The sequence below is a fragment of the Rhodococcus sp. NPDC056960 genome (assembly GCF_042674125.1).
Classification (GTDB): domain Bacteria; phylum Actinomycetota; class Actinomycetes; order Mycobacteriales; family Mycobacteriaceae; genus Rhodococcus_F.
The window spans coordinates 134191-159129 of record NZ_JBHURF010000023.1; the positions used below are offsets into that span (position 1 = coordinate 134191).

Below are 24939 nucleotides of genomic sequence, written 5' to 3' on the forward strand. Positions count from 1 at the left end.
TGTAAACCCAGAAAGGTGTCGCGTGTGAACTCTCCGGAGACATCCCGGGGTGCCCTGTTCGATCCGACGTTCGGTGCCGGCGAGTTGTCGGCGCTGCTCTCCGACCGGGCGTGGGTCACCGCGATGGTCGAGGTCGAGGGGGCACTGGCCCGGGCGGAGGCGAAATGCGACGTCATCCCCGCCGCGTCCGCCGACGCGATCTCCTCCGTGTTCGCACGCATCGTCGCCGAGGACTCCGTGGACGTCGGAGCCCTCGGCGAGGCGGCCGCCGCGGGCGGCAACCCCGTGATCCCGCTGGTGACACTGCTCCGCGGCGAGGTGGCCGGTGCCGGCGTGCCCGGAAGCCACGTCCACAAGGGCGCCACGAGTCAGGACATTCTCGACACGGCTCTGATGCTGCTGTGCCGTCGGGCGGGCGCGCACGTGCTGGCGTCCCTCGACGAGGCGGTCCTGTGCGCCGAGGCCCTGGCGCGGGCCCAGCGCGGCACCCCGATCGCCGGCCGCACCCTCGGCCAGCAGGCCCTGCCCACCACGTTCGGCGTGCTCGCCGCCGGGTGGATGACTGCGCTGCACAGGGCTTCTCGCGCACTGTTCGACGCACTCGACGCCCTCCCCGTCCAGCTGGGAGGCGCCGCCGGAACGTCCGCGGCGCTCTACCCGCACGGCCTCGACGTCGCCGACGTCCTCGCCGACGAACTCGGCCTCGCCCGTCAGGACGTGCCCTGGCACACCGACCGCACGCGCATCGCACTGCTCGCGTCGGCGCTCGGAACGGCCGCGGGCGCGGTGTCGAAGATCGCCACCGACCTCGTGTTCCTGTCCGCGACCGAGATCGGCGAGGTGAGCGAAGGGACGCCCGGCGGTTCGTCGGCCATGCCCCACAAGCGCAATCCGGTGGCCGCCATCGCGGCCCGCGCGGCGGCACGGCGCGTCCCCGGACTCGTCGCGACGATTCTCGGTTCGATGGATCACGAGCAACAGCGTGCCGCCGGTGCCTGGCATGCCGAATGGGAAACCCTCACGGACCTGCTGCGTCTCACCGGCGGGGCAGTCGCCCGGATCGCCGATTCACTCGGTGGGCTGAACGTCCACCCGGACGCGATGGCCCGCAACCTCGACGTCACCGGAGGCCTGCTCCTCGCCGAACGGGTCACCGGTGCTCTCTCCACCCGCACCGACGACGCGCGCGACCTCGTCACCGCCGCGTGCCGGAGCGGTCATTCCCTCGACGAGGATCCGGGGCTCCTCGAATACCTGCAGGCGGACGAGATCCGCGCCCTGCTCGACCCCGCCGGATACCTCGGCCACGCACACGACATCGTCGACCGCGCACTGGACACAGTGACCCGCGGCCGGGAAGGAACGCGATGACAGTCGCACTCGCACACGAAATCTCCGGACCCCGCAACGGAGCGGCCGATGCCCCCGTCGTGGTTCTGCTCGGATCACTCGGATCCAACCGCTCCATGTGGGACCCGCAGATCGCGGCGCTGTCCGACGAATGCCGGGTCGTCGCCGTCGATCAGCGCGGTCACGGGGAGTCGCCGGCGCCGGACGGGCCGTACTCCGTCCGCGACCTGTCCGGGGACGTCCTCGCCCTGCTCGACACGCTCGGAGTCGACGCCGCCCACTTCGTCGGGCTGTCCATGGGCGGGGCGATCGCCCAGTGGCTGGGCGCGCATGCACCCCGCCGGGTGCTGTCGCTGTCGCTGCTGTGCACCGCCGCGAAGTTCGGCGAACCGCAGGCGTGGATCGAGCGGGCGGCCGCGTCACGCACCGACGGCCCCGAGTCGCTCGCGGACGCCGTCGTCGCACGCTGGTTCAGTGAGGGGCTCGCGAAACGCGACCCGGAATTCGTCCGGCACTACCGCCAGATGATCGCGTCCACATCGCCCGAGGGATACGCCGCCTGCTGCGACGCTCTCGCCGACTGGGATTTCACCGCCGACCTCCCCCGCATCAGCGCACCGACACTGGTGATCGCGGGCGAGGAGGATCCGTCCACCCCGCCGTCCGTCATGCAGATCCTCGCGGACGGCATCACCGGCGCCCGGTTCGAGGTGCTCTCCCCCGCCGCCCACGTCGCGAATCTCGAACAGGCGGGCGCCGTCACGGCGCTGCTGCGCGAACACGTCGCCGGCGGCGGGTACGCCCGCGGACGCCGCGCCGCGCACGCCCAGGGAATGACGGTGCGCCGCTCGGTTCTCGGCGACGCCCACGTGGACCGCTCCGTCGCGGGGACCACCGACTTCACGGCGCCGTTCCAGGACTTCATCACCCGCACCGCGTGGGGTGACATCTGGTCGCGCCCCGGACTGGACCACGAGATGCGACGGCTGCTCACGATCGCCGTCCTCACCGCGGTCGGCAACGAGCATGAACTCGACATGCACATCCGGGCGGCCCTGCGCGCGGGAGTCGACGCCGACACCATCGGCGAGGTGCTCCTCCACACCGCCGTCTACGCCGGAGTGCCCAACAGCAATCTCGGATTCGCGCTCGGCAAGCAGGCCCTCGCCGACCTGGCCGCCGACCCGGCAGTGAAGGATTTGCAGACATGACCGCAACCGAACCGTCGGAGAAAATCCTCCCGTCCCCCGACTATGTGCAGTCGCTGGCCCGGGGCCTCGCCGTGATCCGCTGCTTCGACCACCAGAATCAGCGGCGCACACTCAGCGACGTCGCCCGCGCCACCGACCTCACCCGTGCCACCGCGCGCCGGTTCCTGCTCACTCTCGTCGAACTCGGCTACGTGGCCACGGACGGTTCCGCGTTCTGGCTCACCCCGCGCGTTCTCGAACTCGGGTACAGCTACCTGTCGAGCCTGTCGCTGCCGGAGGTCGCGCAGCCGCACCTGGAGAAGCTCAGCCACACGGTGCACGAGTCGTCGTCGGTGTCGATCCTGGACGGCGCCGACATCGTGTACGTCGCCCGTGTACCTGTCAGCCGGATCATGACGGTGGGCATCACCATCGGCACCCGGCTTCCCGCCTACGCCACGTCGATGGGACGGGTCCTGCTCGCCGGCCTGGCCGACGACGCGCTCGACGAGTACCTCGAGAAGCTCGACATCCAGCGGCTCACCGAGCGCACGATCACGGCCCGAGACGAACTGAAGGCCGCGATTCTCGCGGTGCGCGAGGACGGCATCTGCGTTCTCGACCAGGAGCTCGAGGCGGGCCTGCGGTCGATGGCCGCGCCGATCCACAACGCGTCCGGGCTCACCGTCGCGGCGGTGAACATCTCCACTCCGGCCGCGCGGTACCGGCTGGAGGATCTGCATTCCGATCTCATCCCGTCGCTGCGGGTCACCGCAACCGACATCGAACAGGACCTCGCCACCGTCAACCGCTGACGCTGGGCCCGAGGAATCTTCATGAAAGGTCTTTCCATGCGTGACGTCGTCATCTGCGAGCCCCTGCGAACGCCGGTCGGGCGCTTCGGCGGAGTGTTCAAGGACATCACCCCTCAGAGCCTCGCCGCCACCGTCATCACGGCGCTCGTCGAGCGCACCGGCATCGAGGGCAGCCAGATCGACGACGTCATCCTGGGCCAGGCGTCCCCGGGCGGAGAGGCCCCGGCCATCGGCCGGATCGCCGCGCTCGACGCCGGACTCGGCATCGACGTCCCCGGCATGCAGGTGGATCGCCGCTGCGGATCCGGACTGCAGGCCGTCATCACGGCCGTGCTGCAGGTGGCGTCCGGCGGCAACGACCTCGTGCTCGCCGGCGGCGCCGAATCCATGAGCCAGGCCGAGTTCTACACCAACCCGAACATCCGCTGGGGCGTCAAGGGCGAAGGGGTGCAACTCGCCGACCGGCTCGCCCGCGCCCGCGTCACCGCCGGCGGCGCGAACTTCCCCGTGCCCGGCGGCATGATCGAAACCGCCGAGAACCTGCGCGCCGAGTTCGACATCAGCCGTGAAGACCAGGACGCGCTCGCCGTGCAGTCGCACCAGCGGGCCGTCGCCGCGCAGGAGTCGGGACGCTTCGCCGAGGAGATCGTCGGAGTGACGGTGCCGCAACGCAAGTCGGACCCGCTCGTCGTCGACAAGGACGAGCACCCGCGCGCCGACACCACCGTGGAGTCGCTGTCCAAGCTCCGCGCCATCCGCTCCAAGATCGACTCCGCCTCCACCGTCACCGCCGGCAACGCCAGCGGGCAGAACGACGGCGCCGCCGTGTGCATCGTCACGACCGCCGAGAAGGCGAAGGAACTGGGACTGAAGCCCCTCGCCAGGATGGCGTCCTGGGCCGTGGCCGGAGTCCCGCCGCGCACGATGGGCATCGGCCCGGTGCCCGCGACGGAGAAGGCCCTCGGTCAGCTCGGACTGTCGCTGTCCGACATGGGTGTCATCGAACTGAACGAAGCCTTCGCCGCGCAGACCCTCGCCGTCCTCCGCAGCTGGGACCTCGACCCCACCGATGCACGCCTCAACCCCAACGGATCCGGCATCTCCCTCGGCCACCCCGTCGGTGCCACCGGCGGTCGCATTCTCGCCACCCTCCTGCGGGAAATGGACCGCCGCGAGTCCCGCTACGGGCTCGAGACCATGTGCATCGGCGGCGGCCAGGGCCTCGCCGCGGTCTTCGAACGGGTCTGACGCAGCAACGCGGGCCTGCCGTCAGGCCAGCACACCCACGGCACCCTCCGCGGCCTCGAGCAACTTGCCCGAGGCGGCGAGGGTGACGACGGCCTCGATCTCCGGTGCGAGGTGACGGTCGGTTCCCGGTCCGGCGACGTGCCCGCGAATCGCATCCCGCACCGCCCCCGTCGCCGCCGACGGTGCGAGCGGGGCCCGCAGATCCAGTCCCCGAGCGGCCGTCAACGCCTCGATGGCGAGCACCCGGGTGAGTCCGTCGATCGCCCGGCGCAGCTTCCGGGCCGCGGACCACCCCATCGACACGTGATCCTCCTGCATCGCCGACGACGGAATCGAATCCACAGACGCCGGCGCCGCCAGCCGTTTCAGCTCCGACACGATCGCGGCCTGCGTGTACTGCGCGATCATGTGGCCGCTGTCCACACCCGGATCATCCGCCAGGAACGGCGGCAGCCCGTGACTGCGGGCGACATCCAGGAACCGGTCGGTGCGGCGCTCGCTCATGCTCGCCACGTCCGCGACCACGACCGCCAGGAAGTCCAGCACATAGGCCACCGGCGCCCCGTGGAAGTTGCCGTTCGATTCCACCCGGCCGTCGAGTGTGATCACCGGGTTGTCGACGGCGCTCGCCAACTCCCACGACGCCACCCGCTCCGCGTGCGCGAGGGTGTCCCGCGCGGCACCGGCGACCTGCGGGGCGCACCGCAACGAGTAGGCGTCCTGCACCACCGTGCAACTCGGGTTGGCGTGGCTCCGCACGATCTCCGAACCCGCCAGCAACCGGACCATGTTCGCGGCGGCGCGGGCCTGGCCGGGGTGCGGCCGCAGCGCCTGCAGATCCGGGGCGAACACCCGGTCGGTGCCGAGCAGCCCCTCCACGCTCATCGACGCCGTGACATCGGCCAGCCGCAGGAGCGCGTGCAGGTCGTGGCACGCCAGCACCAGCATGCCGAGCATGCCGTCGGTGCCGTTGATCAGGGCCAGCCCCTCCTTCTCCTCGAGGACCACCGGTGCGATCCCGGCGGCGGACAGCGCCGCCGCGGCCGGCAGCAGTTCGCCGTCCGCGTCCCGGACGGTGCCCTCGCCGATCACCGCGAGCGCCACGTGCGCGAGCGGCGCCAGATCCCCCGAGCACCCGAGGCTGCCGTATTCGTGCACCACCGGCGTGATCCCCGCCGACAACAACGACGCGTACACCTGCGCGACCTCCGGACGCACCCCGGTCCGGCCGGTGGCCAGGGTCGACAGCCGCAGGAGCATCAGAGCGCGCACCACCTCCCGCTCCACCTCCGGACCACTGCCGGCGGCATGCGAGCGGATCAGGCTGCGCTGCAACTGCGCCCGCCGCGCCAGAGGAATGTGCCGGGTTGCGAGCGCCCCGAAACCCGTCGACACCCCGTACACGGGAGTCGGGTCCTCGGCGAGGCGCTCGATGCGCTGACGTGACTCGGTCATCGCGCGCAGCGCTTCCTCGGACAGCGTCACTCCGGCGCCTCTGCGTGCGACGCTGAGCACGTCCTCCGGTGTGACGGCTCCGACGCCGATCACGACCGTCCTCTCCGCTCGTGCATCTTCTTTCCCGTGCCGCACAACGGCTTCGGTGGTCATACTGCCTCTTCCTTTCGGTGGTGGAGATTCTGGATGGCTTCGAGCAGTCGGGTGCGCTCGTGTGGATCGAGGGCAAGTTCCGCGCCGACGAGTGCCATCGCGATCGCCCCGTCCCGTACCGCGTCGTCGGCGGACGGGGACGTGCCGTGTGACGCGAAGTCGGCCGTGTGGTGTGCGGCATCACCGACGTCGTACCCGATGGTCGGATGAATGACGGGCAGGACCTGGGAAACGTTGCCCATATCGGTGGACGCGATGTGATCACCCGCCCGGGACAGGGCGGTCCGGCCTCGGGTGCCGAGCGCGCGGGAGTATGCGAGCGTCATGAATTCGTCCTGCCGCAGTTCGGCGAAATCCTCGCCGCACGGTGTGATGGTGACGTCCGTGTCCGTGGCGAGCGCACCCGCCTCGAGGCACGCCCGGACTCTCGACTGCACCTGCCGCAGGGTGGTCGTGGATGTCGCGCGGATCTCGACCGTCACTCGCGCGTTCGACGGAATGACGTTGCAGGCCTGCCCGCCGTCGGTGACGATGATCGACACGACGACGCCGGGTTCGAGTTGCTGACGCAGCAGTCCTACGGCGTTGTACGCCACCGCTACCGCGTCGAGCGCATTGGCGCCCAGCCACGGCGCCGTCGCGGCGTGCGAGGACCGCCCCCGGTACTCGGCCGTCCACTGGCTCATCGCCAGGGACGATCCGCCGACCTCGTCCCGCCCGCCCGCGTGCACCATCATGGCGGCGGCGACATCGTCGAAGACGCCGGCCCTCAGGAGGAGGGACTTTCCACCACCGGCTTCCTCGGCGGGAGTTCCGACGAGTTTGACTCGGACGTCCAGGGCGTCCGCAACCTCCGCCAACGCGATCGCCGCACCCACCGCGGCGGCGCCGTTGACGTTGTGTCCGCATGCATGGCCGATCTCCGGAAGCGCGTCGTATTCGGCGCAGAAGCCGAGCGTGAGGCCGCCGGTGCCCTTCGTCGCGACGAACGCGGTCGGAAGTCCCCCGGCGCCGGTTTTCGTGTCGAACCCGGCACCCGCAGCGAGGTCGACGATCTTGGCGACCGATCGATATTCCTCGAAGGCCAGTTCCGGTTCGTGGTGGAGGCTGTGGCTCAGTGAGATCAGTGCGCCCGACCAGCGGCCGACAGCGGCCTCGATCTTCGCGGCCACATCCGCTGGCACGAGCGTCCCCGTGTTCGTCATGAGAGGGTCACTCCCTTCCGGTAACACAGTCCGAGGCCGGACCCGACGAGGGCGACCGCCGCGCACACGCACCACAGCCACACGTAGGACTGCAGTGTCACTCCCGTCGAAGTGCTGGTCGCAGACAGGATCGCGCCGACGGCGGCCGCTCCGATCGCCGCACCCATCGAGAGGGCGAGTTCGTTGATCCCGGCGGCCATGGCGGTCTCGCGGTCGGGGACCGACTCGACGCACAGTGCGCGCGTCGACGCCTGATAGCCACCGAAGCCGATACCGAGCAGCGCGATGGCGGCGAGATAGTGCAGCGCCGTCGAGTGCCAGAGGAGCAGGCTGCCGTAGGAGGCGGCGATCAGCGCACCCGACAGGGCAAGGGTGCGTCGTTCACCGAGTCTGCGCAGCATAGTCGCGGTGAACAGTGAACTGGCCAGCGCGAACACGTTGAGAGCCAGTGCGACGAGCGCGATCGCGCGAGGCCCGTAGGAGAACCCGAATCCGCTGTCGCCGGGCGACGATCCGAGGAAGACCGCATTCGCGCCGAAGAAGCCGATCGTCGAGAAGGCCAGACAGAACGTGACCCCGGAGACGACGGCCACGGGTGGGTGGACGAGCATACGCAGATCCACCATCGGGAACTTCCCGCGCGAGTCGACGCCGATCCATGCGGCGAGCCCGACGACTCCCAGACACATCGATCCGATCGTCGCGCCCGACGTCCATCCCCAGTCCGCACCGAGCGACAGCGCGGCGACCACACCGGCCAGACCGATCGAGAGCAGGGCGAAGGACACGACGGGGATGCGGCCGCCCGACCGTGGGGCACCGTCGGGAAGGAGGAAGCCGGCGATCACGGCCAGGATCGCGACGGGTACCGCGACCCACAGTCCGAGTGTCGCCGACCGTTCACCGAGGGAGCCCGAGACGACACCGCCGATGCCGACCGCCGCGGTGAGGACGCCGACCAGGAGGCCGACTCCGGTGCGGCGACTCGCTGGCGCCTGGTGTCGCAGGATCCCGATCAGCAGCGGCATGAAACCCACGACCGCCCCCTGGAGCACGACACCGACCGAGATCGTCGGCACGCTCGGCCAGATCGCCATCATCAGGGACCCGGCCGCGACGAGCGCGATGGAGAGGCGGAGAAATCGGCGGTAGCCGAACGAATCGCCCAGTTTGGCGAGTAGCGGTGTCCAGATCGCGAAGGCCAACTGGGACAGCAGATAGATCCTGGTCTGTCCCGATGCCGTGATCTGCAGGCTGTCGCCGAGCGCAGGAAGCAGTGGCGTGAGATAGCCCTGCGTGACGCCGCTGAGCAGCTCGACGGTGGCCATCGAGCCCAGAAGTGCCCCGACCGGGAGTTGCCTGCCCCTCAGGTCCTCACCCACAACCGATATTGTTCGCATCCTCGACCTCGACTTCGCTGTGCCTGGTTGTTCCAGGTTGCGCACCCGCGCTGCGACTACTGTGGGTGGCCCACCTCACTAATCTGGAAGGATGACCGATTTCTGACAGAAGAGGCTTCGCACGATGCCGGATGTAACGCCAGAGGCGGCAACGGAGCTCGATCTCACCATCACCGATGCCCTCCAGCTGAATCCGCGGGTCGAGTGGGCAGAGCTGGCCCAGACGCTCGGGCATACACCGAAGACGCTGGCGAGACGGTGGAAGCTGCTGACCGAACGCGGTTCGGCGTGGGTTGCCGTGGTTCCCGGCCCCGCATTCGTCCGTCAGGGTTGTGCCACATTCCTGGCCGTCCACTGCCGACCGCAGGCAAAGCGCGACGTCGCCCGGGCGCTGATCGCCGAGCCGGCGGTGGCGACCGTGTCCAGCACGACGGGCACCGCAGACTTCCTTCTCGACGTATTCGTTCCCGGCATCGCAGATCTCGCCGGGCTTCTCGACGAGCGGATCGAACGAATCGACGGCATCACGGCGGTGACGTCGATGGTCGCGCTGACCACCTACCGGGAGGGGTCGCGGTGGCGGGTGCAGGCCCTGGACCTGGACCAGTCCACTCGCCTGGTGCGGCCGACCGCCTCTACCCGCCGGACACCGTTGTCCTCGCTCGACGACCTCGACCGTGCGCTGCTTCGGGTTCTGGCCACCGACGGCCGGCAATCGTGGACCGATCTCGCGGCACGGTGCGGGACCACCGGGCCGACGGCGCGCCGCCGAGTCGAAAGGATGACGGAGTCGGGCCGCGTCGCCCTGCGGTGCGAGGGAGCCCCGGAACTTGTCGGGCCCATCGTGCCGACGACGTTCATGATGACCGTTCCGCCGGGCGAGCTGAACACGGCCGGAAACCTGTTGGGCCGCATGCCCAGATGCCGGGTCGTCGAGGCTGTCACGGGAACATCGACGATCGTCGCCACTATGTGGTTTCGGACCGCCGCCGAGATCGCGCCGTTCGAGGCGGGCCTCACGCGCAAACTCCCGTCACTCGCGATCACGGACAGGTTCATCTGCCTGCACACGTACAAGAGGGGCGGGCACGTGCTCGACTCCCTCGGCCGCACCGCGGGTGTGGTCCCGCTGACGGCCTACTGACCGGATCCGGTCACAACCGGTGCAACTCGACGTCGTCGAATTCCCCGTCGCGGGCGGTGGCGGTCATGTAGGTGCAGTGCGGCTGGCGCCGTCGATCCGTCGGCGAACCCGGGTTCAGCAGTCGCAGACCGGTTTCCGTGGTGGTGTCCCACGGGATGTGACTGTGCCCGAAGATCAGGACGTCGGTGTCGGGATAGGCGGCGGACATCCGTTTCTCCCGGCCGGCGGATGCCCCGGTCTCGTGGACGACGGTGATGCGCACCCCGGCCAGGGTCACGTCGGCCCGCTCGGGCATCAGGGCGCGCAGGTCGTCGCCGTCATTGTTGCCCCAGCACGCCACGAGTCGCGCCGACCGCGCCCGCAGGGCCTCGAACACGGGGAGATCGACCCAGTCGCCGGCGTGGATCACCACGTCGGCGCGGTCGACCTCGTCCCACACCCGGTCGGGCAGGTCGCGAGCTCGTTTCGGGATGTGGGTGTCGGCCAGCAGCAATAGCTTCACCGTCACAGTCTCCGCCACGAGACGTGGTGTGGCCTAGGCTCCCGCGAGCGCGGCGGCGTCCTCCGCCTGCAGGAGCAGTCCCATGTGCTCACGCATCCGGTGGGCGTCGGGCTCGAGACCGGTGAAGATCCGGAATGAGTCGACCGCCTGACCGATGGTCATGCCGATGCCGCTGAGGGTCTGGGTGCCGATCTCCCGGGCGCGGCGGAGGAGTTCGGTTTCGGCCGGCCGGTAGACGACGTCCGCGACCCACAGGTCGGGGCGCAGCAGTGCGGCGTCGAGCGCCATGCCGGGGTGCGCCGCCATGCCGATCGGCGTCGCGTGGATGAGCCCCTGGGCCGCCCCGACCGCGGCGGGAACCGCCGAGAGGTCGCCGGACTCGATGTCCCGATCCGGGAACTGCTCGGCGAGCGAGTCGCGCAGATCCTTCGAGCGCGTGGCGTCCGCGTCGATGATCGTGAAGTGCCCGACGCCGCGGGTGAGTGCCGCGTAGGCCACCGCCGCGCCGGCCCCACCGGCACCGAGCTGCACGACGCGGTTCATGGGCGCGCCTTCGAGGCCCTCGTCCATGTTCCGCGCGAACCCGGACCAATCGGTGTTGTGCCCGATCAGGCGCCCGCCGTCGATGTGCACCGTGTTGACCGCGCCGAGCCTGCGGGCGTCGTCGGAGAGGTCGTCGAGCAGCGGGATGATCGCCTGCTTGCACGGGTGGGTGATGTTGAGCCCGTTGAACCCGAGCAGCTTGGCGGCGTCGAGGAGCTGCGGCAGTCCCTCGACGCCCGTGCCCAGCGTGTCGAGGTCGAGGATCCGGTAGACGTACCCGACGTCCTGCGCGCGGCCCTCGGCCTCGTGCAGCGGCGGGGTCAGCGATTTCGAGATCCCCGTTCCGATGAGCCCACACAGGTACGACGGGCGAGCGGCGAGGGGGGCGTCGAGGTCACGAGGGGTCATGGCGGTCACTTCCGGGAGAGGGCTGCGAACTAATTAACTATCTAGTGAGTTATGTCACGGTAGCATACCTCCATACCGCGCGGAAGACAGCACAGGCAGGAGTTCCACCGATGACACGAAGCAAGACGACGGGCGCCACCTCCGAGAAGGAGACGGTCAAACGGACGCGCAATCCCGAGAAGACGCGGGAGAACATCCTGCGGGTGGCGATGACGGAGTTCGCCGACAAGGGCCTGACCGGGGCCCGCATCGACGAGATCGCGGCCAAGACCGCAACCACGAAGCGGATGCTCTACTACTACTTCGGCGACAAGGACGGCCTGTACCGGGCGGTTCTGCAGCGCGCCTACGAGGAGATCCGGTACGAGGAGTCCCAGCTCGACGTCGACCACCTCGAACCGACCGAGGCGATCCGCGCGCTGGCCGAGCTGACGTTCGACCATCACGAGGCGCACCCGGACTTCATCCGCCTGGTTGCGATCGAGAACACGAATCGGGGCGTCAACCTCGTCCAGGCCGAGGGGCTCCCCGAAACGCAGGCCCCGGCGATCCGCACGCTCGAGCGGATCCTCCAGCGGGGACAGGAGGCGGGCCTCTTCCGCACCGACACGACGGCGCTGGACATCCACATGCTCATCAGCTCGTACTGCGTCTTCCGGGTGGCGAATCGGTACACGTTCAAGGCGCTGTTCGACTGGGATCTGACCGGCGCGGAGAACCGCCCCCACCTGCGCGCGATGATCGGCGACGTCGTCCTGGCCTACCTACAGCAGCCCGGAAAGGTTTGAACTAACTATTTCGACCATTATTGACGTAAGGCTGTGACCTGGGTTACCTTGCTTACACGACCTACGGACACCTGCTCATTCGAGCCGCCAGTGTTCACATTCCTCGCTCCCCAGGAGTATCGATGACCATCGACTACGGCACCGGAGTCTCCGGTCGAAACGGTGACGGCAAGGGCCGCTCCCCCGTCGACCCCAACGCCGATCCGACCAACGCGAAGAAGGCCGCGAAGGCCGCCTTCTTCGGCAGCCTGCTCGAGTACTACGACTTCTACATTTTCGCCTCGGCTGCAGCGCTGGTGTTCCCGCACGTGTTCTTCGAGGGATCGAAGAATCCGCTGCTGCTGTCGCTGGCCACCTTCGGCATCTCCTACGTCGCGCGTCCGATCGGCGCCGTGTTCGTCGGGCACTTCGGCGACCGCGCCGGACGTAAGAAGGTGATGATGTTCTGCCTGGTGCTCATGGGCGTCGTCACCTTCCTGATCGGCTGTCTCCCGTCGTCCGAACAGGCCGGGATGGTCGGCCCGGCGCTCCTGGTGCTCCTGCGCATCTGCCAGGGCGTCTCGGCGGCCGGCGAACAGTCGGGTGCGGGATCGCTCACCCTCGAGCACTCCCCCGCCCACCGTCGCGGCTTCTTCTGCAGCTGGACGCTCACCGGCACCCAGGCCGGCTTCATCGTCGCCAGCCTCGCGTTCATCCCCGTCGCGGCACTGCCCGACGAGACCCTCTACAGCTGGGGCTGGCGCGTCCCGTTCTGGTGCAGCCTCCTCGTCCTCGTCGTCGCGTACATCGTGCGTCGCAAGCTCGAAGAGCCCGAGATCTTCATCGCCAACAAGGAAGCCCTGGACGAGGCCCCCGCCCCGCTGCCCGTCGTCGACCTCTTCCGCACGCACTGGCGCGACGTTCTCCGCGTCGTGTTCTGCGCCTTCATCGCCGTCGTCAGCACCGTGTTCTCCGTGTTCGGCCTCGCGTACGCCACCACTCCGGAGATCGGGATGAGCCGCACCACCATGCTGTGGGTCGCGATCGCCGCCAACGCCGTCGCCCTGGTGTCTCAGCCGCTCCTCGGCATGCTGTCCGACCGAATCGGCCGCAAGCCGGTGTTCATCGGCGGCGCGATCGGCTCGGCCGCCGGGATCTTCCTCTACTTCTCGGCCATCGGCACCGGCAACGTCACACTGATCTTCCTGGCAGGCATCCTGCTGATGGGCGGCGTCTACGCCGGGACCAACGCCATCTGGCCCGCGTTCTACGCCGAGATGTTCTCGTCGCGAGTTCGGTACTCCGGCATGGCGATCGGCACGCAGCTCGGATTCGCTCTCGCCGGGTTCGCGCCCACCATCGCCCAGGCCCTGCGCGGTTCCGATCCCAAGAATTGGGTGCCGGTGGCGATCTTCACCGCCGTCTGCGCGCTGATCGCCGCGGCGTCGGCGTCCACCGCGAAGGAGAACTCCCGCACCCCGCTGCTGGATCTCGACAAGGAGGACGTCGCGCTCGCTCAGGCGAAAGCGAAGACGAAGGTCTGATCGGCCCTACTCTGGTCTGCCCTACAACGACCGATGCGCCCGGCACTCGTGCCGGGCGCATCGTTCTGTCGGTTCCTAACGCCGCAGTTCGTGGGTGAGTGCTTCGAGTTCGTCGCCGCCGGCCATTTGCTGGGTGAGTTCTTCGAGGCTGATCTCGTCGTAGGTGCAGTCGAGTTTCTGGCGGCCGCGGTTGAGGAGGACGAAGTGGTCGCCGACCATGTAGGCGTGGTGCGGGTTGTGGGTGATGAACACCACCCCGAAGCCTTGTTCCTTGGCGGCGGAGATGTAGCGCAGCACCATCCCGGACTGTTTGACGCCGAGGGCGGCGGTGGGCTCGTCGAGGATCAGGACCCGGGCGCCGAAAAAGATGGCCCGGGCGATCGCCACGCATTGGCGCTGGCCGCCGGACAGCGACCCGATGGGGGCGTCGACGTCGGGCAGGTCGATGCCCATCTTCGACAGTTCCGATTTGGTGGTGGCCCGCATCGCGTTGGCGTCGAGGCACTTCAGCGGCCCCTTCCGCAGTTCCTGGCCGAGGAAGAAGTTCCGCCACACCGGCATCAGCGACACCACCGCCAGATCCTGGTAGACGGTGGCGATGCCCTTGGACAGGGCCTCCTTCGGGGAGTCGAAGGTGAGGGGTTCGCCGTCGACGAGCAGCTCACCCGAACTCTGCTGGTGCAGGCCGGCGATGATCTTGATCAGGGTGGATTTGCCGGCGCCGTTGTCGCCGAGCACACCGGTGACCTCACCGGCCCGCACCCGCAGGTTGATGTCTTCGAGGGCGATGATGTTGCCGTACTGCTTGCCGACGTGTTTGAGTTCGATGAGCGGGATCTTGCCGCCCCCATCGGGTTCGGTATCGACGGGCATCTGTTCGATGGTACTCATGCGGTCACCTCTTGGCGGCGTAGTTGCGGAAGGCGTTGTTGGCGATGACGGCGAACAGCAGCATCGCGCCGAGGAAGAATTTGAACCAGTCCGGGTTCCAGCCGGCGTAGACGATGCCCTGGTTCGTCATGCCGAAGATGAACGCGCCGATCGCGGCGCCGATCGCGGTGCCGTAGCCGCCGGTGAGCAGGCAGCCGCCGATGACCGCGGCGATGATGTAGAGGAACTCGTTGCCGATGCCCTGGCCGGACTGGACGGTGTTGAACGAGAACAGCAGGTGCATGCCGACGAACCAGGCGGCGAACCCGACGGTCATGAACAACCCGATCTTGACCTTGGTGACCGGGACGCCGATGGCGCGGGCGGAGTCCTGGTTGCCGCCGACGGCGAAGATCCAGTTCCCGATCCGGGTCTTGAACAGCACCCAGGTGGCGATGGCGGTGAACAGCAGCCACCACAGCACTGTGATCCGGACGGAGACCCCGGCGATGGTGAACGAGGACGCGAACACCTTCTTGGCGGAGTCGAAGCCCTGCATGTCGGAGACGCTGGGGGTGGCGACCTGTCCGGTGATCAGTTTGGTGACGGCCAGGTTGATGCCGGTGAGCATGAGGAACGAGCTCAGGGTGATCAGGAAGCTGGGGATCTTCGTCTTCATCACCAGGTAGCCGTTGAAGAACCCGACCGCGAGCGAGACGACGAGGGCGAGGGCGGCGCCGGCCCACAGGTTCAGGTGCAGGTTGTAGGCGATCATCGACGCGGCCAGCGAGCTGGTGGTGACGGCGACGCCGGCGGAGAGGTCGAATTCGCCGCCGATCATCAGCAGCGCGACCGCGCAGGCCATGATTCCGATGGTGGAGCTGGCGTAGAGGACGGTGGCGAGGGCTTCGGGGCTGCGGAACGGGGGTGCGACGATCATGAAGAAGACGAAGATCGCGATCGCACCGAAGAGGGATCCGACTTCCGGGCGGACGAGCAGCCGTTGCAGGCGTTTTTGCTCCTTCACCCGTTCGTCGGTGACGACCTTGTGACTGGCAAGGTCCAGATCTTGCTGTGTGGACATGACTTTCCTTCCGTTACGCCGTCAGTGCCGTGCTCAGCGGGTTCCGGCCTTGGCGTACTCGGCGACCCGGTCGATGTTGGATTTGTCGATGAAGGACGGTCCGGTCAGTGTCGGGCCGCCGCCCCCGATGACGTTGCCGTTGTTCAGGTACAGCCACAGAGAATCGATGGCGAGGTAGCCCTGCAGGTAGGGCTGCTGGTCGATGGCCCACTGCACGCTGCCGTCCGAGATGGCGTCGACGAGTGCCGCATTGGTATCGAACGTGTAGACCTTGGCCGGGCTGCCCGCGTTCCCGACGGATTGGACGGCGGTGAGTGCGATCGGGGCGCCGAGGGCGAGAACGCCGTCGATGGACGGGTCCTGCTGGAGCTTCGCGGCGATCGTCGAGTTCACCGACGGCATGTCCTCACCGTTGACGTTGAGCGTCTCGAACGTGCCGCGGAAGTTCTGCTTGGCACCGGCACAACGGGATTCGAGCTGAATCTGCCCCTGCTGCTGGATGACGCACACGACGTGCTTGGCGCCGTCCTGGTTCAGCCGGTCGCCCGCGGCCTGGCCGGCGATCGTCTCGTCCTGGCCGAAGTACTGCGTGACGCCCATGTCCTTCCAGGCGCCGTAGCCGGCGTTGAAGGCGGAGATCGGGATGCCCGCGTCCTGCGCGCTCTTGACGGCGGGAGCCATCGCTTCCGGAGTGGCGAGGGTAAGGGCGAGTCCGTCGACCTTGGAGTCGATGGCGGTCTGCACGAGATTGGCCTGGTTGGGGGCCTGCGGATCGGACGAGTACTTCAATTCGACGTTGTCCTTGTCCGCGGCGTCCTGTGCGCCCGTGCGGATCAGGTCCCAGAACGTGTCGCCCGGTGCCGCGTGGGTGACCATCGCGATGGTGATGCGCGGGGTGTCGGCGCTACCCGCACCGATCCCGGACCCACTGCTGTCCGGCTTGCCACCGGTGCTCGAGCACGCCGCGAGGCTCACCACAAGGGCGCTCGCGCATGCCAGCACTACCGCACGACGCCGGTTGGGGAAGTTCATCTGCTTTTCCTCTCGGGGGGACGAACGGCCCGTTGACGTCTTGGCCGTGTGCCTTAGATGTAATACGCGTCACACCCGAAAGTCAATAGTTTGTCTGGACATTAGGACCACATATCAAATGAGCTGACATACGGGTCACCACCGCGGTCCCGGAAATCGAGCCGACGTGCGGACGTGCGAGGCGCTGCTAGCGCGTGACCGATGCCCCGGCGTTGCGCGGCAGACGCAGCGTGTCGACCACCGTGCAGAGCATCAGGACCCCCAGAACGACGAAGGCCCAGGAATATTCGGACCCGAACCCCTGATCGGACGCGGTCGCCACCGGCGTGAATACGGTGAGGGCGAGCGCCGCCACCGCGATGCCGAGGCCGGCCGCGAGTTCCTGGACGGCGGCGTTGAGGGTGTTGGCGTGCGTGAGGTCGGCGCGATCGACGTCGGAGAACGCGAGGCTGTTGTAGGCGGTGAATCCGACCGACCGCAGAGCGCCGCTCACGAAGAGGACCGCGGCGATGACGGGGAGGGGCGTCGATGCGCTCAACGCGGCGAGCAACCCGAAGCAACCAACCGACAACAGGGCGTTGACCAGCAGGATCGGCCGGATGCCGAACCGCCGCATCAGCGGCGTCGTGCAGGGTTTGATCGCGATGTTGCCGGCGAACAGCGCCGCGACCAGCAGACCCGCGAGAAACGGCGTCCAGCCGAACCCGAGTTGGAATTGCAGCGGCAGCAGGAACGGCACGGCGGTCACCGTCAGCCGGTAGAGCGAACCTCCGGTGACGGTGGTCCGCAACGTCCGGACACGGAGGACGCGGACGTCGACGAGAGGATTCCGAGCGCGGACGAGATGGACCGCGGACGCCGTGAGCAGAACGACCGCGACCACTCCCCCGATCACGACCCGGCGCCAGTCGGTTCCCGTCACGCGGATGCTCTCCAGTGCGATCAGGGCCGCAGCGATTCCCGTCCCGACCCCGAGGAGTCCCCGCCAGTCCAGCCGGCTCGTCGACGGCGCACGCGAACCGTGAACCAGCCTCAGCGACAGCAGGATTCCGAGGATGCCGATCGGAATGTTGATGACGAAGATCCATCGCCACGACCCGACCGTCGCGATCGCACCGCCGAGCAGGGGCGCGATGACGGGCGCCGCGAGCGCGGGCCAGGTGAGCAGGGCGATCGCGCGGACCAGGTCGCCTTTCGTGCTCGACCGCAGCACCGCCAGCCGCCCGACGGGCACCATCATGGCGCCGCCGACGCCCTGGAGCACCCGCATCGCGACGAGCATCGGCAGCGACACACTCGCGGCGCACCCGATCGACGCCAGCGTGAACACGGCGATGGCTGTCACGAACACGCGGCGGGTGCCGAACCGTTCGGCCATCCACCCGCTGGCGGGGATGAGGACGGCGACCGTCACCAGGTACGCGGAGATGGCGATGTTGACGTCGACGGGGTCGACGCTGAAGGAGTCGGCGATCAGCGGGACGGCGGGGGCGATGATGGTGGCGTCGAGAATCTCCATGAAGAGGGCGCCCGCCACCAGCAGGGCCATTCCCCGGGGGAACGACGTCGCGCGCCCCGATCTAACGATCGACAACGGTGGTGTCGAAGTAGTACCGCGACGCCCGGTAGCAGTGGCTGCCGAACTCGACGGCGCTTCCGGAGTCGTCGAACGCGGTCCGGTTCATCGTGAGCAGCGGCGCCCCGGCCTTCTCGTCGAGGAGTGACGCCTCCGCCTTGGTCGCCGCTTTCGCGCCGATGCGTTGCCGTGCAAGGCGGATGTGCACGCCGCGTGCGCGGAGCGCGTGGTAGAGGCCGTGCGCCTCGAGTTCCTCGGGGTCCGGCGCGAGATCCACCGGAATGTGGTTGGTCATGAGCGCGAGGGGTTCGCCGTTGGTGCTGCGGAGACGGCGGATGGACGCGACCTCGGCGCCGGGCTGCAGGTTGAGTTCGGCGGCGACGTCCTCGGCAGGCACGGAGACCTGATAGTCGAGGAGCTTGGTGGTCGGGCTCTGTCCCGCGCGGGCCAGGTCGTCGAAGAGACTGGTGAGCTCGACCGGCCGGTGCACGGCGCTCTGCACGACCTGGGTGCCGACGCCGCGTTTGCGGACGAGCAGTCCCTTGTCGACGAGTTCCTGGATGGCGCGCCGTGTGGTGGGGCGCGACAGATTCAGGCGCTTGGCGAGAGCGAGCTCGTTCTCGAACCGGTCGCCGGGGGCGAGTTCCCCACCGATGATCGCGTTCTCGATCGTCTGCGCGAGCTGAAAATACAGCGGAACCGGGCTCGATCTGTCGAGCTCGACTGCGAGTGGTGCACCCACGGACAACTCCGATCCTCGTGCGCAGGCGACGTCCGCCGTCGCCGATCTTCCCGGAAGTGTATGCGAACACTAACACCAGATTGACTTCAAGTAATAATGTCAGGACAAAGTCTTGACAGGAGCCGGTGATGTGGAGCACAGTTTCAATCAGACCTCGGCGCCCTGCGCAGACCACCCACAACGACCTATTCGGGAGTCAGCCTTGACCACCAACCAGACGCAACCCAACCGGAACGGATTGGACGTCCTCGCCATCGGGCGCTGCGGTGTGGACATCTACCCATTGCAGACCGGAGTCGGCCTCGAACACGTCGAGACGTTCGGCAAGTTCCTCGGCGGGAGCGCGGCCAACGTCGCGGTCGCCGCCGCCCGCCTCGGCTGCCGCAGCGCCCTCGTCTCGGGCGTCGGCAACGATCCGTTCGGCCGGTACGTCCGCGACGAACTCGCCCGGCTCGGCGTCGACAACACCTACGTCGGGATCGACACCGAGCATCCGACGCCGGTCACGTTCTGTGAGATCTTCCCGCCGGACGACTTCCCGCTGTACTTCTACCGCAAGCCCGTCGCGCCGGACCTGCAGGTGACACCCGCCGACATCGATCTCGACGCGGTCCGCGACGCGAAGCTCTACTGGTCGACCGTCACCGGATTGTCCGAGGAGCCCAGCCGCAGTGCGCATTTCACTGCCTGGGAGGCGCGCGGACGTCGCAGCCACACCGTCCTCGACCTCGACTACCGCCCGATGTTCTGGGCGTCGCCCGCCGACGCCACCGCACAGGTTCAGCGGGCGCTGCAGCACGTCACCGTCGCGGTCGGCAACCGTGAGGAGTGCGAGATCGCGGTCGGCGAGACCAACGCGCACAGGGCCGCCGACGCACTGCTCGATCTCGGCGTCGAACTGGCCATCGTCAAACAGGGCCCCAAGGGCGTCCTCGGCAAGACCCGCACCCAGTCCATCACCGTGCCCCCGAACGACGTCGACGTGATCAACGGGCTCGGCGCCGGCGACAGCTTCGGCGGCTCGCTGTGCCACGGACTGCTGGCCGGGTGGCCGCTGGAGAAGATCCTGCGCTACGCCAACGCCGCGGGGGCGATCGTCGCCTCCCGGCTCGAATGCTCCACCGCGATGCCGACGGCCGACGAGGTCCGTGAGCTCGCCGAAACCACCGCTTCGGAGGCTGTCAATGTCTGAAACTCTCGCTCACCGCGCCGTCTGCGCGTCCTACGCCGACGTCACCGAGGTCCGCGCCAACGACCCCGCCGCGATCGACCGTGCCTGGGCGACCCGGATCGCCCGGCCCACCGTGCGCGGTAACGGCCGGCTCATGATCGTCGCCGCCGACCACCCCGCCCGCGGTGCGCTGTCCGTCGGCGACCGTCCGACCGCGATGAACAGCCGCACCGATCTCCTCGACCGTCTCCGCACCGCGCTGCGCAATCCCGGCGTGGACGGCGTGCTCGCCACCGCCGACATCCTCGACGACCTGGTGCTGCTCGGCGCGCTCGACGACAAGGTGGTCATCTCCTCGATGAACCGTGGTGGTTTGGCGGGCGCGAGTTTCGAACTCGACGACCGGATGACCGGCTACACCGCGGCAGGCACCGCGAAGGCGGGCATGAACGGCGGAAAGATGCTGTGCCGCATCGACCTCGACGATCCCGGCACACTGTCGACGCTCACCGCCTGCGCTCAGGCCGTCGACGCACTGGCCGAGGCGGGGCTGATGGCCATGGTGGAACCGTTCCTGTCGCGACGCGTCGACGGCAAGGTCAAGAACGATCTCAGCGCCGACGCCGTGATCAAGTCGATCCACATCAGCCAGGGCCTGGGATCCACGTCCGCCTACACCTGGATGAAGCTTCCCGTCGTCGAGGAGATGGAACGCGTCATGGACGCGACGACACTGCCGACGCTGCTGCTCGGCGGAGATCCGCAGACGGCCCCCGAGGAGACGTTCGCGAGCTGGGGCAAGGCCCTCGCGCTGCCGTCGGTCCGCGGACTGATCGTCGGGCGCACCCTGCTGTACCCGCGGGACGAGGACGTCGCCGCCGCGGTCGACACCGCCGTATCCCTCGTTCACTGACGCACGCCGGAGAGGCCCACGATGAACAGCAAGTACTACGTCCCGGTCGGGTCCGCGGCCACCGGACCATTCGATCTCGAGGTCACCCCGGAGTCGGCGGGCTGGACGGAATCGAGCCTGCGGGTGCTGACCCTGGCGCCCGGCGATTCCGCCGACCTCACCACCGGTGAGGACGAGATCGTCGTCGTACCCCTCGCCGGGTCGGCGAGCGTGTCGAGCGACGGCACCGAGTTCGCCCTGACCGGGCGGCGGTCCGTGTTCGACGGACCGAGCGACTTCGCCTACGTGGGCCGGGACTCGGCGTACACGGTGGCGAGCGCGACCGGTGGACGCTTCGCCCTGTGCGGCGCCCGCGCACGGCAGAAGTTCCCGTTCCGGTACGTGCCTGCCGCGGACGTGTCGGTCGAACTGCGCGGCGCGGGCAACTGCAGCCGTCAGGTGCACAACTTCGGCACCGCCGACCGCTTCGACGCCGATTCGATCATCGCGTGCGAGGTCATCACCCCCGGCGGCAACTGGTCGTCGTACCCGAGCCACAAGCACGACGAGAACAGCGACGTCGAATCCCAGCTCGAGGAGATCTACTACTTCGAGATCGCCGAAGCCAACTCCACGGCAGTCGATTTCGGCGGAACCGGGTTCGGCTACCATCGTGTGTACGGCACTCCCGAGCGGCCCATCGAGGTGCTCGAGGAAGTGCGGTCCGGCGACGTCGTCCTCGTCCCGCACGGCTACCACGGACCGTCGATCGCCGCCCCCGGACATCACATGTACTACCTGAACGTGATGGCCGGACCGGGCGAAGACCGCGCCTGGAACATCTGCGACGACCCGGCACACACCTGGCTGCGCGGCAGCTGGGACCACCAGACCGTCGATCCCCGCCTCCCCCTCCACGCACCGTCCGAAGGAGCATGACCGTGGTGTCCACCGCGCCGATGTCGGCGAGCAAGAACCCCAACGCCGAGGGCACCGTCCACCTCACGGTGGCTCAGGCGACCATCCGATTCCTCGCCAACCAGTACGTCGAGCGGGACGGCGAACGCACCAAGTTCTTCGCCGGCTGCTTCGGCATCTTCGGCCACGGCAACGTCGCCGGACTCGGCCAGGCCCTGCTGCAGGCCGAGATCGACGCCGTCGACGCCGGCACCGAACCCGAACTGCCGTACGTCCTCGGCCGTAACGAGCAGGCGATGGTGCACAGCGCGGTCGCGTACGCACGCCAGAAGGATCGCCTGCAGACCTGGGCCGTGTCGGCCAGCGTCGGTCCCGGTTCCACCAACATGCTGACCGGTGCGGCGCTCGCCACCATCAACCGGCTGCCCGTCCTGCTGCTGCCCGCCGACACGTTCGCCACCCGCGCGAGCGCACCGGTGCTGCAGGAACTCGAACTGCCGTCGAGTGGGGACGTCACCGTCAACGACGCGTTCAAGCCGCTGTCGCGCTACTTCGACCGGGTGTGGCGGCCGGAGCAGTTGCCGTCGGCGCTGCTCGGCGCGATGCGCGTGCTGACCGACCCCGTCGAGACGGGTGCGGCCACCGTCGCCATCCCGCAGGACGTGCAGGCGGAGTCCTTCGATTGGCCGGAGTCGCTGTTCGCCGAGCGCACGTGGCACGTCGCCCGGCCGCTCCCGGAGAAGTCCGTGATCGCACGGGCCGCCGACGTGATCCGGTCGGCGAAGAAGCCGCTGATCGTCGCCGGCGGTGGCCTCATCTACTCCGGCGCCACCGAGGCGCTGGCCTCGTTCGCCGAGTCGACCGGCATCCCGGTCGGCCAGAGCCAGGCAGGCAAGGGCTCGCTGCCGTACGACCACCCGCAGTCGGTCGGCGCCATCGGCTCGACCGGCACGACCGCGGCCAACGCGCTCGCCACCGACGCCGACGTGATCATCGGCATCGGCACCCGCTACAGCGACTTCACCACGGCGTCACGCACCGCGTTCAACAACCCCGACGTGCGGTTCGTCAACATCAACGTGGCGTCGATCGACTCGGTGAAGCAGGGCGGCGTCAGCGTCGTCGCGGATGCGCGGGAAGCACTCGAGGCCCTGTCCCAGGCCCTCGGCGACTACCGGGTATCGGACGAGTACCGTTCGCGCACCGAAGAACTGGCGGCGCAATGGGAGTCGACCGTCGACTCGGTCTACCGGATCGACGACGACTCGCTCGGGCTGAACCAGAACCAGGTCATCGGTCTCGCCAACACGCTGTCGGATCCTCGGGACGTCGTCGTGTGCGCCGCCGGCTCCATGCCCGGCGATCTGCACAAGCTGTGGCGCACCCGGGACTCGAAGGGCTACCACGTCGAATACGGCTTCTCCTGCATGGGCTACGAGATCGCGGGCGGCATCGGCGCCAAGATGGCGTGCCCCGACCGCGACGTGTTCATCATGGTCGGCGACGGTTCGTACCTGATGATGGCCACCGAACTCGTCACGGCCGTGCAGGAGAACGTCAAGGTCATCGTGGTCCTCGTGCAGAATCACGGCTTCGCGTCCATCGGTTCGCTGTCGGAGTCGCTGGGCTCCCAGCGTTTCGGCACCGACTACCGGTACCGAGGCGACACCGGCAGGCTGGACGGCGACATCCTGCCCGTCGACCTGGCGGCCAACGCCGCGAGCCTCGGCGCCGACGTGATCCGTGCGAACACGGCCGCCGAGTTCGCCGACGCCGTCAAGGTGGCCAAGGCGAGCGACAACACCACCGTCATCCACGTCGAGACGGACCCCCGGATCGCCGCGCCCGACAGCGAATCCTGGTGGGACGTGCCGGTCAGCTCGACCAGCACCCTCGAATCGACGCAGAACGCGTACGAGACGTACGCGCAGTGGAAGAAGATCCAGCGTCCGTTCCTCCGCCCGTCCGGCAACTGACCCCTCCCCTCAGCATTACCTTCGAAAGGATTTCCCGATGAGCGTCATTCGCGTCGGATCGGCCCCCGATTCCTGGGGCGTGTGGTTCCCGGAAGACCCGCAGCAGACCCCGTACGGCCGGTTCCTCGACGAGGTGTCCGCATCCGGTTACGAGTGGATCGAGCTCGGGCCGTACGGCTACCTGCCCACCGACCCGCAGCAGCTCCGTGACGAACTCGCGGCCCACAATCTGAAGCTGTCGGCAGGCACCGTGTTCGAGCACCTCCACCAGGACAACTCCTGGGATGCCGTGTGGACCCAGATCGAGGACGTCGCGAAACTCACCGCCGCCGTCGGTGGCAAGCACGTCGTCGTGATCCCGGAGATGTGGCGCGACCCGGGTACCGGCGAGGTTCTCGAAGACCGCAATCTCACTGCGGAGCAGTGGAAGAAGAAGACCGGCGGCATGAACGAGCTGGGCAAGAAGATGTTCGAGCAGTACGGCGTGAAGGCGCAGTACCACCCGCACGCGGACAGCCACGTCGACACCGAGGAGAACGTGTACCGCTTCCTCGACGGCACCGACAGCGACTACGTGAACCTGTGCCTCGACACGGGCCACATCAGCTACTGCGGCGGCGACAACCTCGCAATCATCGAACGCGCCCCCGAGCGGATCGGGTACCTGCACCTCAAGCAGGTCGATCCCGAGGTCCGCGCCAAGGTCGAGGCCGAGGACCTGCCCTTCGGCGAGGCCGTCAAGCTCGGCGCGATGATCGAGCCTCCTCTCGGCATCCCGGACCTGCCCCCGCTGCTCGCCGCGATCGAGAAGCTCGACATCGACGTGTTCGCGATCGTCGAACAGGATCTCTACCCCTGCGCCGTGGACGTTCCGCTGCCGATCGCCCAGCGCACCCGTAAGTACTTGGGATCCTGCGGAATCCCGTCCGTCAAGTTCGTCTAACCGACCCCGTC

Annotated in this window: 22 protein-coding genes; 12 read left to right on the forward strand and 10 right to left on the reverse strand. The window is 68.3% G+C overall.

Annotation, left to right across the window (positions count from 1 at the left end):
- Nucleotides 1-24 precede the first annotated feature (24 nt).
- From pcaB to ACFTWF_RS31925, 4 genes are read left to right on the forward strand one after another with little or no spacing between them, the layout of a single operon-like run.
- The gene (gene pcaB / locus ACFTWF_RS31910) at nt 25-1371 is read left to right on the forward strand and encodes a 3-carboxy-cis,cis-muconate cycloisomerase (RefSeq protein WP_378465097.1); all 1347 of its coding nucleotides are present in this window, start codon (nt 25-27) and stop codon (nt 1369-1371) included.
- On the forward strand, nt 1368-2561 hold the full coding sequence (gene pcaD, locus ACFTWF_RS31915) for a 3-oxoadipate enol-lactonase (protein WP_378465098.1): 1194 nt from the start codon (nt 1368-1370) through the stop codon (nt 2559-2561). The genes pcaB and pcaD overlap by 4 nt, the downstream gene beginning before the upstream one ends.
- Nucleotides 2558-3355 carry an IclR family transcriptional regulator gene (locus tag ACFTWF_RS31920; RefSeq protein ID WP_378465099.1) on the forward strand — a complete coding sequence of 266 codons (798 nt, stop codon included), beginning with the start codon at nt 2558-2560 and terminating at the stop codon, nt 3353-3355. The genes pcaD and ACFTWF_RS31920 overlap by 4 nt, the downstream gene beginning before the upstream one ends.
- A 36-nt stretch (nt 3356-3391) precedes the next feature.
- Nucleotides 3392-4603, forward strand: coding sequence for an acetyl-CoA C-acetyltransferase (locus tag ACFTWF_RS31925; RefSeq protein WP_378465123.1), 1212 nt, complete (start codon nt 3392-3394; stop codon nt 4601-4603).
- A 21-nt stretch (nt 4604-4624) separates the two neighbouring features.
- Here ACFTWF_RS31925 and hutH read toward each other — a convergent pair whose 3' ends face one another.
- The 3 genes from hutH to ACFTWF_RS31940 are packed head-to-tail and all read right to left on the reverse strand — an operon-like array spanning nt 4625 to nt 8816.
- Complete coding sequence (gene hutH, locus ACFTWF_RS31930; RefSeq protein WP_378465100.1) at nt 4625-6211, reverse strand: histidine ammonia-lyase; 1587 nt, start codon at nt 6209-6211, stop codon at nt 4625-4627.
- Complete coding sequence (locus ACFTWF_RS31935) at nt 6208-7416, reverse strand: amidohydrolase (protein WP_378465101.1); 1209 nt, start codon at nt 7414-7416, stop codon at nt 6208-6210. Before ACFTWF_RS31935 ends, hutH begins: the two co-directional genes overlap by 4 nt.
- Nucleotides 7413-8816: an MFS transporter gene (locus ACFTWF_RS31940; RefSeq protein ID WP_378465102.1), complete on the reverse strand. Its 1404-nt coding sequence runs from the start codon at nt 8814-8816 to the stop codon at nt 7413-7415. Before ACFTWF_RS31940 ends, ACFTWF_RS31935 begins: the two co-directional genes overlap by 4 nt.
- A gap of 124 nt (nt 8817-8940) precedes the next feature.
- Here ACFTWF_RS31940 and ACFTWF_RS31945 point away from each other — a divergent pair, with 124 nt between their 5' ends.
- Entirely contained in the window at nt 8941-9960 is a 1020-nt protein-coding gene (locus ACFTWF_RS31945) for an Lrp/AsnC family transcriptional regulator (RefSeq protein ID WP_378465103.1), read from the forward strand.
- A 10-nt stretch (nt 9961-9970) separates the two neighbouring features.
- Here the strand turns inward: ACFTWF_RS31945 and ACFTWF_RS31950 are convergent, their stop codons facing one another.
- Nucleotides 9971-10462 (reverse strand): metallophosphoesterase family protein, encoded by a 492-nt coding sequence (locus ACFTWF_RS31950; RefSeq protein ID WP_378465124.1) that lies wholly within the window; start codon nt 10460-10462, stop codon nt 9971-9973.
- A 33-nt stretch (nt 10463-10495) separates the two neighbouring features.
- Nucleotides 10496-11413: a shikimate dehydrogenase gene (locus tag ACFTWF_RS31955; protein ID WP_378465104.1), complete on the reverse strand. Its 918-nt coding sequence runs from the start codon at nt 11411-11413 to the stop codon at nt 10496-10498.
- Between the two features lie 110 nt (nt 11414-11523).
- On the opposite strand from ACFTWF_RS31955, the gene ACFTWF_RS31960 reads away from it, so the two are divergent.
- Entirely contained in the window at nt 11524-12201 is a 678-nt protein-coding gene (locus tag ACFTWF_RS31960; RefSeq protein ID WP_378465105.1) for a TetR family transcriptional regulator, read from the forward strand.
- Between the two features lie 122 nt (nt 12202-12323).
- Nucleotides 12324-13724, forward strand: a complete 1401-nt coding sequence (locus ACFTWF_RS31965) for an MFS transporter (RefSeq protein WP_378465106.1) — start codon at nt 12324-12326, stop codon at nt 13722-13724.
- Nucleotides 13725-13799: 75 nt separating this feature from the next.
- On the opposite strand, the gene ACFTWF_RS31970 is transcribed toward ACFTWF_RS31965, so the two are convergent.
- The 5 genes from ACFTWF_RS31970 to ACFTWF_RS31990 form a co-directional block, all read right to left on the reverse strand.
- Nucleotides 13800-14615 carry an ATP-binding cassette domain-containing protein gene (locus ACFTWF_RS31970; RefSeq protein ID WP_378465107.1) on the reverse strand — a complete coding sequence of 272 codons (816 nt, stop codon included), beginning with the start codon at nt 14613-14615 and terminating at the stop codon, nt 13800-13802.
- A 4-nt stretch (nt 14616-14619) separates the two neighbouring features.
- Nucleotides 14620-15678, reverse strand: coding sequence for an ABC transporter permease (locus ACFTWF_RS31975; RefSeq protein WP_378465108.1), 1059 nt, complete (start codon nt 15676-15678; stop codon nt 14620-14622).
- 33 nt (nt 15679-15711) lie between these two features.
- Nucleotides 15712-16710 (reverse strand): substrate-binding domain-containing protein, encoded by a 999-nt coding sequence (locus ACFTWF_RS31980; RefSeq protein WP_378465109.1) that lies wholly within the window; start codon nt 16708-16710, stop codon nt 15712-15714.
- Nucleotides 16711-16897: 187 nt separating this feature from the next.
- Nucleotides 16898-18259: an MFS transporter gene (locus ACFTWF_RS31985; protein WP_378465110.1), complete on the reverse strand. Its 1362-nt coding sequence runs from the start codon at nt 18257-18259 to the stop codon at nt 16898-16900.
- Between the two features lie 31 nt (nt 18260-18290).
- Nucleotides 18291-19028, reverse strand: coding sequence for a GntR family transcriptional regulator (locus tag ACFTWF_RS31990; protein WP_378465111.1), 738 nt, complete (start codon nt 19026-19028; stop codon nt 18291-18293).
- Between the two features lie 202 nt (nt 19029-19230).
- On the opposite strand from ACFTWF_RS31990, the gene iolC reads away from it, so the two are divergent.
- Genes iolC through ACFTWF_RS32015 form a run of 5 tightly spaced genes read left to right on the forward strand, consistent with a single transcriptional unit; the run spans nt 19231 to nt 24928 of the window.
- Entirely contained in the window at nt 19231-20220 is a 990-nt protein-coding gene (gene iolC / locus ACFTWF_RS31995; protein WP_378465112.1) for a 5-dehydro-2-deoxygluconokinase, read from the forward strand.
- A complete protein-coding gene (locus ACFTWF_RS32000) occupies nt 20213-21112 on the forward strand; it encodes an aldolase (RefSeq protein WP_378465113.1) in 900 nt (299 codons plus the stop codon). The genes iolC and ACFTWF_RS32000 overlap by 8 nt, the downstream gene beginning before the upstream one ends.
- Nucleotides 21113-21133: 21 nt before the next feature.
- Nucleotides 21134-22030, forward strand: a complete 897-nt coding sequence (iolB, locus tag ACFTWF_RS32005; RefSeq protein ID WP_378465114.1) for a 5-deoxy-glucuronate isomerase — start codon at nt 21134-21136, stop codon at nt 22028-22030.
- The gene (gene iolD / locus ACFTWF_RS32010; RefSeq protein ID WP_378465115.1) at nt 22027-23985 is read left to right on the forward strand and encodes a 3D-(3,5/4)-trihydroxycyclohexane-1,2-dione acylhydrolase (decyclizing); all 1959 of its coding nucleotides are present in this window, start codon (nt 22027-22029) and stop codon (nt 23983-23985) included. The genes iolB and iolD overlap by 4 nt, the downstream gene beginning before the upstream one ends.
- Nucleotides 23986-24022: 37 nt before the next feature.
- Nucleotides 24023-24928 (forward strand): sugar phosphate isomerase/epimerase family protein, encoded by a 906-nt coding sequence (locus ACFTWF_RS32015; RefSeq protein ID WP_378465116.1) that lies wholly within the window; start codon nt 24023-24025, stop codon nt 24926-24928.
- Nucleotides 24929-24939 lie beyond the last annotated feature (11 nt).

Coding starts and splice junctions, on each gene's coding strand:
- pcaD (WP_378465098.1), top strand. CDS start 1,368: ATGACAGTCGCACTCGCACACGAAATCTCCGGACCCCGCAACGGAGCG.
- ACFTWF_RS31920 (WP_378465099.1), top strand. CDS start 2,558: ATGACCGCAACCGAACCGTCGGAGAAAATCCTCCCGTCCCCCGACTAT.
- ACFTWF_RS31925 (WP_378465123.1), top strand. CDS start 3,392: ATGCGTGACGTCGTCATCTGCGAGCCCCTGCGAACGCCGGTCGGGCGC.
- hutH (WP_378465100.1), bottom strand. CDS start 6,211: ATGACCACCGAAGCCGTTGTGCGGCACGGGAAAGAAGATGCACGAGCG.
- ACFTWF_RS31935 (WP_378465101.1), bottom strand. CDS start 7,416: ATGACGAACACGGGGACGCTCGTGCCAGCGGATGTGGCCGCGAAGATC.
- ACFTWF_RS31940 (WP_378465102.1), bottom strand. CDS start 8,816: ATGCGAACAATATCGGTTGTGGGTGAGGACCTGAGGGGCAGGCAACTC.
- ACFTWF_RS31945 (WP_378465103.1), top strand. CDS start 8,941: ATGCCGGATGTAACGCCAGAGGCGGCAACGGAGCTCGATCTCACCATC.
- ACFTWF_RS31955 (WP_378465104.1), bottom strand. CDS start 11,413: ATGACCCCTCGTGACCTCGACGCCCCCCTCGCCGCTCGCCCGTCGTAC.
- ACFTWF_RS31960 (WP_378465105.1), top strand. CDS start 11,524: ATGACACGAAGCAAGACGACGGGCGCCACCTCCGAGAAGGAGACGGTC.
- ACFTWF_RS31965 (WP_378465106.1), top strand. CDS start 12,324: ATGACCATCGACTACGGCACCGGAGTCTCCGGTCGAAACGGTGACGGC.
- ACFTWF_RS31970 (WP_378465107.1), bottom strand. CDS start 14,615: ATGAGTACCATCGAACAGATGCCCGTCGATACCGAACCCGATGGGGGC.
- ACFTWF_RS31975 (WP_378465108.1), bottom strand. CDS start 15,678: ATGTCCACACAGCAAGATCTGGACCTTGCCAGTCACAAGGTCGTCACC.
- ACFTWF_RS31980 (WP_378465109.1), bottom strand. CDS start 16,710: ATGAACTTCCCCAACCGGCGTCGTGCGGTAGTGCTGGCATGCGCGAGC.
- ACFTWF_RS31985 (WP_378465110.1), bottom strand. CDS start 18,259: ATGGCCCTGCTGGTGGCGGGCGCCCTCTTCATGGAGATTCTCGACGCC.
- ACFTWF_RS32000 (WP_378465113.1), top strand. CDS start 20,213: ATGTCTGAAACTCTCGCTCACCGCGCCGTCTGCGCGTCCTACGCCGAC.
- iolB (WP_378465114.1), top strand. CDS start 21,134: ATGAACAGCAAGTACTACGTCCCGGTCGGGTCCGCGGCCACCGGACCA.
- iolD (WP_378465115.1), top strand. CDS start 22,027: ATGACCGTGGTGTCCACCGCGCCGATGTCGGCGAGCAAGAACCCCAAC.
- ACFTWF_RS32015 (WP_378465116.1), top strand. CDS start 24,023: ATGAGCGTCATTCGCGTCGGATCGGCCCCCGATTCCTGGGGCGTGTGG.